Annotated in this window: 10 protein-coding genes and 2 pseudogenes; all 12 read left to right on the top strand. The window is 70.0% G+C overall.

All coding sequences use genetic code 11. The features are described from left to right. Positions 1 to 126: 126 nt before the first annotated feature. Positions 127 to 445: pseudogene (locus ASJ79_RS33930) on the top strand (HNH endonuclease); the annotation flags it as partial. 18 nt (positions 446 to 463) lie between these two features. Further along, positions 464 to 1906 carry a recombinase family protein gene (locus ASJ79_RS14500; RefSeq protein WP_067956281.1) on the top strand — a complete coding sequence of 481 codons (1443 nt, stop codon included), beginning with the start codon at positions 464 to 466 and terminating at the stop codon, positions 1904 to 1906. A 59-nt stretch (positions 1907 to 1965) separates the two neighbouring features. After that, positions 1966 to 2403 carry a hypothetical protein gene (locus tag ASJ79_RS14495; protein WP_197420217.1) on the top strand — a complete coding sequence of 146 codons (438 nt, stop codon included), beginning with the start codon at positions 1966 to 1968 and terminating at the stop codon, positions 2401 to 2403. 151 nt (positions 2404 to 2554) lie between these two features. Continuing rightward, positions 2555 to 2746: a helix-turn-helix domain-containing protein gene (locus ASJ79_RS14490; protein ID WP_067956278.1), complete on the top strand. Its 192-nt coding sequence runs from the start codon at positions 2555 to 2557 to the stop codon at positions 2744 to 2746. A 74-nt stretch (positions 2747 to 2820) separates the two neighbouring features. Further along, a pseudogene (locus ASJ79_RS35050) lies at positions 2821 to 2919 on the top strand (hypothetical protein); the annotation flags it as partial. A 214-nt stretch (positions 2920 to 3133) separates the two neighbouring features. Then, entirely contained in the window at positions 3134 to 4363 is a 1230-nt protein-coding gene (locus ASJ79_RS14485; protein WP_231750847.1) for a hypothetical protein, read from the top strand. A gap of 367 nt (positions 4364 to 4730) precedes the next feature. After that, positions 4731 to 4922 carry a hypothetical protein gene (locus ASJ79_RS14480; RefSeq protein WP_067956277.1) on the top strand — a complete coding sequence of 64 codons (192 nt, stop codon included), beginning with the start codon at positions 4731 to 4733 and terminating at the stop codon, positions 4920 to 4922. Then, positions 4919 to 5086 carry a hypothetical protein gene (locus ASJ79_RS32255; protein ID WP_156448447.1) on the top strand — a complete coding sequence of 56 codons (168 nt, stop codon included), beginning with the start codon at positions 4919 to 4921 and terminating at the stop codon, positions 5084 to 5086. Before ASJ79_RS14480 ends, ASJ79_RS32255 begins: the two co-directional genes overlap by 4 nt. Continuing rightward, positions 5083 to 5970, top strand: a complete 888-nt coding sequence (locus ASJ79_RS14475) for a hypothetical protein (RefSeq protein WP_067956276.1) — start codon at positions 5083 to 5085, stop codon at positions 5968 to 5970. The genes ASJ79_RS32255 and ASJ79_RS14475 overlap by 4 nt, the downstream gene beginning before the upstream one ends. Beyond that, positions 5967 to 6431 carry a helix-turn-helix domain-containing protein gene (locus ASJ79_RS14470; protein ID WP_067956275.1) on the top strand — a complete coding sequence of 155 codons (465 nt, stop codon included), beginning with the start codon at positions 5967 to 5969 and terminating at the stop codon, positions 6429 to 6431. The genes ASJ79_RS14475 and ASJ79_RS14470 overlap by 4 nt, the downstream gene beginning before the upstream one ends. 6 nt (positions 6432 to 6437) lie before the next feature. After that, complete coding sequence (locus ASJ79_RS14465) at positions 6438 to 7025, top strand: hypothetical protein (protein WP_067956274.1); 588 nt, start codon at positions 6438 to 6440, stop codon at positions 7023 to 7025. After that, positions 7022 to 7336 (top strand): hypothetical protein, encoded by a 315-nt coding sequence (locus tag ASJ79_RS33190; RefSeq protein WP_197420216.1) that lies wholly within the window; start codon positions 7022 to 7024, stop codon positions 7334 to 7336. Before ASJ79_RS14465 ends, ASJ79_RS33190 begins: the two co-directional genes overlap by 4 nt. Positions 7337 to 7386: the final 50 nt, after the last annotated feature.

The raw sequence follows: 7386 nt of genomic DNA, 5'->3' as shown, positions 1-7386 counted from the left end.
TCGACGCAGACTTCACTCCGCGCTCGGCTACCGCACACCGCATGAAGTCCGCACCGAATATATGAATTCACAGCTCGCGGCTTAATTCCCGCGAAATCCGCAGTCTGAAAAACGCGGAGCAGGCCACGCAGCGCACCCACCCTGATCCCCGGACGGTCGGGCTATATCTTCGGGTCCGGGTTCATGCCCGCACCCTTCTTCGACGCCCTGCTGAACGGCGCCACGATCCGCGAGATCACCCATCCCGGCGATTCCGGGCCCGAACCTGGCTACACCCCCTCACCCGCACTGGCCGCGTTCATCCGCTGCCGCGACCTGACCTGCCGCTTCCCCGGCTGCGACAAACCCGCCACCACCGCCGACATCGACCACACCGTCGCGCACCCGGTCGGGCCCACCCACCCGTCAAACCTGAAATGCCTGTGCCGATTTCACTGTCGGTTGTCCGTAGTACATTCAAAGTATGGCAGATACCAAAACAGCCGTTTACCTGCGCATTTCTTCCGATCCGACGGGACAGGCGCTTGGCGTCGCACGTCAGCGCGAGGATTGCGTGGCGTTATGCGCGGCGAAGGGGTGGACGCCGGTGGAGTACGTGGACAACGACGTGAGCGCGTCATCGGGCAAGAATCGGCCCGCCTATCAGCGGATGCTGGCCGACATCCGCGAGGGCCGGATCGGTGCCGTGGTGGCCTGGGATCTGGACCGGTTGCATCGGCGGCCGATCGAGCTGGAAGCGTTCATGGACCTCGCCGACGCGCACCGGCTGGCGCTGGCCACGGTGTCCGGCGACGTCGACCTATCGACCGCGCAGGGCCGACTCACCGCCCGGCTCAAGGGTGCGGTGGCGCGTCACGAGATCGAGCACAAGTCTGACCGGCAGAAGCGGGCCGCGCAGCAGAAGGCGGCACGCGGTGAACCGCAGTGGCGCAACGCGTTCGGGTTCCTGCGCGACGGTAGCCGCACGCCGGACCCGGTGACCGCGCCGCTGGTGAAGCAGGCGTACGAGTCGATCCTGTCCGGCGGGTCGATCAGCGACATTGCCCGCGAGTGGAACGCCGCCGAGGCGTACGGGTTGAACGGCAAGCCGTGGTCGGCATCGACGGTGAGCCTGTTCCTGCGGAAGCCGCGCAACGCCGGGTTGCGTGACCACAACGGCGTAATCGTCGGTGCGGGCACCTGGCCGCCGCTGGTCGACGAGGAGACGTGGCGGGCGGCCCAGGCGGTGCTCGACGCGCCCGGCCGAGCGCCGGGCCGCAAGACCGTCCGCAAGCACCTGTTGACCGGTGTGCTGCGGTGCGGGAACCCGGGGTGCGGCGGTTACCTGTCGGGCATGTGGGTGATGCAACCCACCGGCGGCAAGTCGGGGCGGCCGAAGGCGGGCGAGACCAAGGAGCCGTCCGGGCAGGTGGCGCACTCGATCACCTACGGCTGCAAGTCGTGTCGCGGGCTGTCGATCCGCGCCGAGCACGTCGAGCCGATGGTGTACGCCGCGGTGGCCGAGCGGTTGGCGCGCCCGGATGCGGTGGATCTGTTGAAGGTCGCCGAGCATGATGCCGTCGAGGCTGAGCGGTTGCGCGCCGAGAAGCAGCGGCTGTATGCCCAGATTCGTGAGGCCGAGGCCGAGTACGACGACGGCGTGATCGACGGCCGACGGTTGGCGGCCCGCAAGGAGCGGGTGACCGAGAAGTTGGATGCGATCCAACGCCGCCAGATGGATCAGGAGCGGTTGCGCGTGTTCGACGGGTTGCCGTTAGGCACGCCCGAGGTCGCCGAGCGGGTGCGGGCGTTGTCGCCGGACCGGTTCCGCGCGGTGATCGACGTGCTGGTGGTGTTCGAGGTCGCGCCGGTGGGCAAGAGCGGCAAGGTGTTCAACCCCGATCGAGTGTCGGCGGTGTGGAAGTGAGCGGCGCTGTCCCGAGGCTGCTGGTGTACTGCGACGACGCGGCACATAGCCCCGATCGGGTGGACCCGCGCCAGGTCAGCGACGCCGACGGCGACGACCTGCCCGAAGACGTGGTCATCGTCGCATCGTTCGAGCGGAGGCCCGACATCGGCTGGATCGTCGACCCGTTCTCGGCCCGTTGGGGTGGGCGCGTGCGCAACCCACACCGCAACACCGTGCAGTACATCGACGCGGCCGGGTCGAAGGTCGCGTTATCCGGCATGGACCTTGAACGCCAGGCGGACGCGGTGACGCGTGCACGCGCCCTTGCCGGTAGCGCCGGTAAGCAGTTGTGGCGCATGGGTCTGCGCTACTGGATGATGTGCCCGGTCTGTCACCACCACGAGGTCCGGCGGGGCGGCGACAAGATGCACGCGCAGTTTGATGACGTTGTGGCGCATGGTGTTTCGGCGGTATCGCTGGCCCTACTGAACATCATCGACCGCGACTGGCGGTAGCAGTCCGGCTGGTGGCCGTCGTGTGCCGAGCGTGTGTGTTCGTTGCCGATCGTGCTAGCGTGGCGGCAGCGGACGCGGGTGGCGACACCCCGACGAGCCTTCCGACGAGAGGCGTGGCGATGAGCCACGTCTACGTCAGGAAAGGCCCGCGATGGCCGACACACCCGAACCCGGACGCCTAGTCACAACCCGCCATGCCGCCGAGGTCTGCGGCGTTCACGTCAACACCATCCGCAAGTGGATCGGCGAAGGCCGACTGCGCGCTTACCGCGTTGGCCCGCAACAGATGCGGGTCGACCGCGATGACCTGGCCGCCCTGATCGTGCCGGTGGTCCCGGCATGACCGCGGCAGCACCACCGGCAACGGCACCACACGCCCATCTGTCGCCGGAATGCGCGGAATGGGTGCGCCGCGTCGTGGATGCCGCACCGCCGTTGACCGACGAGCAGCGGACCCGGTTGGCCGAACTGCTGCGACCGGCGCGAGCCTTGGTGTTGGACGGCGGCAACGGGTGATAGACGAGCAACGGCCCGGCGCTGAGGCCGGGCCGCCATCCGCGGGAACGGATACCGCCGACCATAGCCCATCCGCACGACACGAGCGCGGCGCGACGCTGCTGGCCCAGTTGCGCCGCCGCCACGAGGCTGCGCGCCGGTTACCGCCTTTGCCGCATAGCGGTCGCCGTGACCCGCTATCGCGGCGCGAACGCGTCGACGGATGGCCGCGGTCATGACCGAAGTCGACCGATCCGATGAGTACCTCGAATTGTTGGCCGAGGACGAGCGCCGCGACAAAGCGGTCCGCAACGGGCAGCATCCCGACGACCCCGGCCCGCCAGTACCGGCCGCCGACCCCGGACCACCGGACGACGCCGCAGCCGCCGTCGACGAAGTGACGACCTGGGAACCGATCGACCTTGGCCCGTACCTGCGCGGGGAGGTGGAACGCCCACAACCCGCGCTGGGCATCGTGCGCAGCGACGGGCTACGTCTGATCTATCCGGGTCGGCAGCACGTCGTGGTGGGCGAAACCGAGTCGGGCAAGTCGTGGTTCGCGCTGGCGTGCGTGGCCGCGGAACTAGCACTGGGTCGGCAAGTGGTGTACGTCCACTTCGAGGAGTCCGATCCGGGCAGCACGTTGGACCGCCTCCAGCTTCTTGGGGTGACCGAACGTGATCTGGTGCAACGGTTTCGGTTCGTCGGCCCGGCCCGGCCGGTCCGCGCCGGGTGGATCGAGCCGCTGTTGTCGCCGGTGCCGTCGCTGGTCGTGTTCGACGGCGTTAACGAGGGCATGGCGCTGCACGGTGCCGACATCATGGCCGCCGACGGCGCGTCGGCGTTCCGGCGCGCGCTGGTGCTGCCGTTCGCCAACGCCGGGGCGGCCACCTTGGCGTGCGACCACACCCCGCACGGTGGGCGGGTGGCCGAGTACGGGTCGGTGCATAAGGGCAACGCGCTGGACGGCACCCGCATCAATCTGGAGAACGTCGCACCGTTCGGGCGGCGACTGCGCGGCCGGTCGAGCGTGTTCGTCACCAAGGACCGGCCGGGCTACCTGCGGTCGCACGGCCGGCCGACGCGGGTGCCCGGCAAGACGTTCATGGGCACGCTGATCGTCGACGATTCCGAGACGATCGGCCCGGACTTCACGCTGCGATTCACCGCACCCAAGGACGACAAGGACGCCAAGCCTGACGCCGACGACGGCACCGGCGTGCCCGACAGATTGGCCGACACAGTGCACGGCATCATCGCGGAGTTGCCGGGCCGCACGGTCGGATCGACACGGGAGCTGTACGCCCAGTTGCGGGCGGCCGGGCAGTCGTTCACCAACGCCAATGTCAGGGACGCGGTGGACGACTTGATCGTTGCCGGTCGCCTGATCGAGGTACCCGGCAAGAATCGCGCCAAGGGCTATCAGGCCGCCGATTCGAGTGCGTCGGACGAGCCGCCGCGGTGAGTGCGTCGTGCAAGTGCGTCGTGCGTCGGTGCGTCTTTAGAACGCGACGCACCCGACGCACCGACACACCAGTGCGTCGGCGCGTCGCCGACGCACCCCGACGCACCCCGACGCACTTGCGATCCATCCAACCAAACGACCCCGTAGGACAACCTATGACAACGGATTGCCAGCTGTGTGGAGTACCGGCGCTGTACGGCACCGGATTCTGCCGCCCGTGCATTGAGGCCGAGAGGGAGTCAGCACGGTGTCCTGACTGCGACAGCATCGTCACGATCGCGGCCGCCGAAGGTGTCGACCGAATGCATGTTTGGGTCGAGCACGACGCCACCTGCCCAGCGCTGCGGCCGAGAGACCGGGCCGAGCCGTGCGGTTGACCGTCGCCAGCGACGACCACGCGATCGCGGTCGTGCCTAAGTTGCGTGCCCGCCGGGTGAGCATCCGCGCCGGACCCGTCACCCTCACCGTTTCCGTGTCCGAGGCCATTGCCCTCGCCGACGCGATCGTCGACGCCGCCGAACGCATCGACCACCCACCGAAGGAGAAGCGCACACCGTGATTGCCGTCCTGGCTGATTCCGTCCGCCTGCTGATCGGGTTCGCGGTCGGCTACGTGGCCGCCCGCGCCACCGATCCGTGCCCGGTGTGCGGGCAGCCCGCCACAACCACCGGCCTGTGGGCCCGCTGCGCGCCGGTCATCCAGCCCCGCAAGGAGATCCCATGACCAACCATCCGAGTCGGCCACACGACGACGACCTGACCGAGGCGGATGCGCTGGCGCGCGTCAACCGGCTACGGGCCGCCCGCGGCCTACCGCCGATCGTGGAGCGTGACCCGAATATGGTGCGCGGCGATCTGGTCGCCGACCGTGACGCGATGATGCTGGCGGTCGCCGCGTTGCGCAGGGAGCACGCCGGCGCCGCAGTGCCCGACGCGTTCGAGGCCGCCACCTTCGGCTGGGTCGGCGACATGTTCGACGTCGTGCCCTACGCCGTCGCGGCCGTCATCCGCGACCGCGTGCCCGCGGCCCACCAGTGCGCGGTGACCGACGCCCTCGACGACGTCCTCGAACGGTTCGACGACGGACCCGGCGGCTGGGCGCGCGCCCAGATCGTGTTGCACCACATCGCCGACGCCACGCGGGCCGGCATCGCGGCCGGCATCGTCGCCGAAGGGTCCGGCGCGATCGACCACCCCACCGGTCTGCCAGTGCCCGAACCACCCGACCAACTCGCCGCCGCGGCGGACTTCGCGGCCGGGTTCGTCTACGCCGACCTCATCGACCGACTCACCGCCGAACTCGCCCCGATGGCCGGCCTGCCGGCCGTCGTCGGCACCCTCGACGCTGGTCACGAAACCCGTTGCCGCCGTGCCGCTGTGCTCAACGCGTTGGCGCAACTGCGCGGGGATACCGACATGCAGGAGGAGGCGGCCCGGGTTGCGCTCATCGTGTGCCACGACCGGCCCGGTATGCGGCCCTCGGACGTGTTCGGCGCCGGGCAGCCGGTGCTGTTGCTGCCCGCCGACGCGACGCGCGCCGACGTCGAGGCCGCCCTGGTCGCCGAACTCGCCGCGATCGCCGACACCGACGACGGCACCGGCCCGTGATCCGGGTGCCGCCGGGCGCGCTCATCCTCGACGGCGCCGAGGTCGACTACGTGGCGCGGGCGCTGGAACACCTCGCGCAACTCATGGCCGAACGGCGCGACGCCGGCGGCAATCCCACCCCGTCGCAGCCCTCGGCGCGACTCGTGGCCTTCACCACGAAACTGCGACGCTCTGCCGATTCACTGCCGCTCGGTGAAGCCGCGGCCGACCACGCACAAGGCGTCAAACCGTCAGCGCAACCGGCAGATGCGCGTGCGCCGCAACGTGTTTCGGTGCACGGTAGGCGCCATGAATACCGCACCGGCGACGCCGCGCGCATCCTCGGGCTGTCCGCCTCGGGTGTCCGCGACCTTGCGCGCCGGGGGCGGCTACCGGCTCGCCATACCGGCACGCGGTGGGTATATCCGGCGGACGCCGTCGACGCCGAAGCCGAACGCAGGGCGGCACGCCGCGTGCGGTGACCGCTGATGCCGGCCGTCCACGTAGTGTCCATCCCGAACGTGCCACTGCTGCACACCGGCGAGCACGACGCATCAACCGGGCCCTGGACGGTCACCGCCGACGACCTGCGCTCCATCGTTGACGCGCACACCGCCGGGATCGCCACCCCGATCCTCAAGCTCGGCCACCAGGGTCCGATGCGCGACGCCGCACCCGCCCTCGGATCGGTGACGGCGTTGCGCATCGTCGGCGGCACGCAGTTGGTCGGCACACTCACCGGTGTTCCGCGGGCGATCGCGGGTGTACTGGCCCGCGCCTACCCGCAGCGCAGCGTGGAGTGCCTGCTCGACCACACCGACCGCGCCGGCCGCACCTGGCCGTGCGTCCTCGTCGGCGTCGCCCTCCTCGGCGCCACCCACCCGGCGGTCAAGGAACTCGAAACCCTCGACGACGTCTGCCACCTCTACGGCGTCGACGTCGCCGCAGCCGCCTGCCGCGTGGTCATCGCATCGGCGCACCCGTCCGCCGCAGACCGTGCCCGTGCCGTCGCGCTCGCACGCGCCCGCCGCACCCGTTCGGCCCGATCCGTTTCCTACGAAAGGACACCCTCGTGAGCACCACCATCCAGCAGGCACACGTCTATGCACCAGGCGAGTCGATCACCGCCGAGGCGACCGCGCCCGTCGCCGCCCGCCGGGTGGTGAAGGTGAGCGGGAACCGCACCGCTACCGGCAACCTCGCCGTCGCTACCGCCGCCGCCGGCGCTGTCGCGTTGGGCGTCGCGGCCAACGACGCAGCGGCCGGCCAGTTGGTCCGGGTGGCCCGCGGTGGCGTGGTCCGCGTCATCGCCGAAGGCGTGGGGTCCACACCTTCCACCACCCGATACTCTGCGCCTGGCGTCCGCATCTCCACATCGGTGGAGTAGAAGTCCGACGCCGCGACGGTGTGGAACAGTAGTCCGCCACCGGTGACCGG

It is taken from the genome of Mycobacterium sp. NAZ190054 (assembly GCF_001545925.1).
Taxonomy (GTDB): Bacteria; Actinomycetota; Actinomycetes; order Mycobacteriales; family Mycobacteriaceae; genus Mycobacterium.
This window is presented reverse-complemented; position numbering and strand designations above follow the sequence as displayed.

Coding starts and splice junctions, on each gene's coding strand:
- ASJ79_RS14475 (WP_067956276.1), top strand. CDS start 5,083: ATGACCAACCATCCGAGTCGGCCACACGACGACGACCTGACCGAGGCG.
- ASJ79_RS14485 (WP_231750847.1), top strand. CDS start 3,134: ATGACCGAAGTCGACCGATCCGATGAGTACCTCGAATTGTTGGCCGAG.
- ASJ79_RS14500 (WP_067956281.1), top strand. CDS start 464: ATGGCAGATACCAAAACAGCCGTTTACCTGCGCATTTCTTCCGATCCG.
- ASJ79_RS14465 (WP_067956274.1), top strand. CDS start 6,438: ATGCCGGCCGTCCACGTAGTGTCCATCCCGAACGTGCCACTGCTGCAC.
- ASJ79_RS14490 (WP_067956278.1), top strand. CDS start 2,555: ATGGCCGACACACCCGAACCCGGACGCCTAGTCACAACCCGCCATGCC.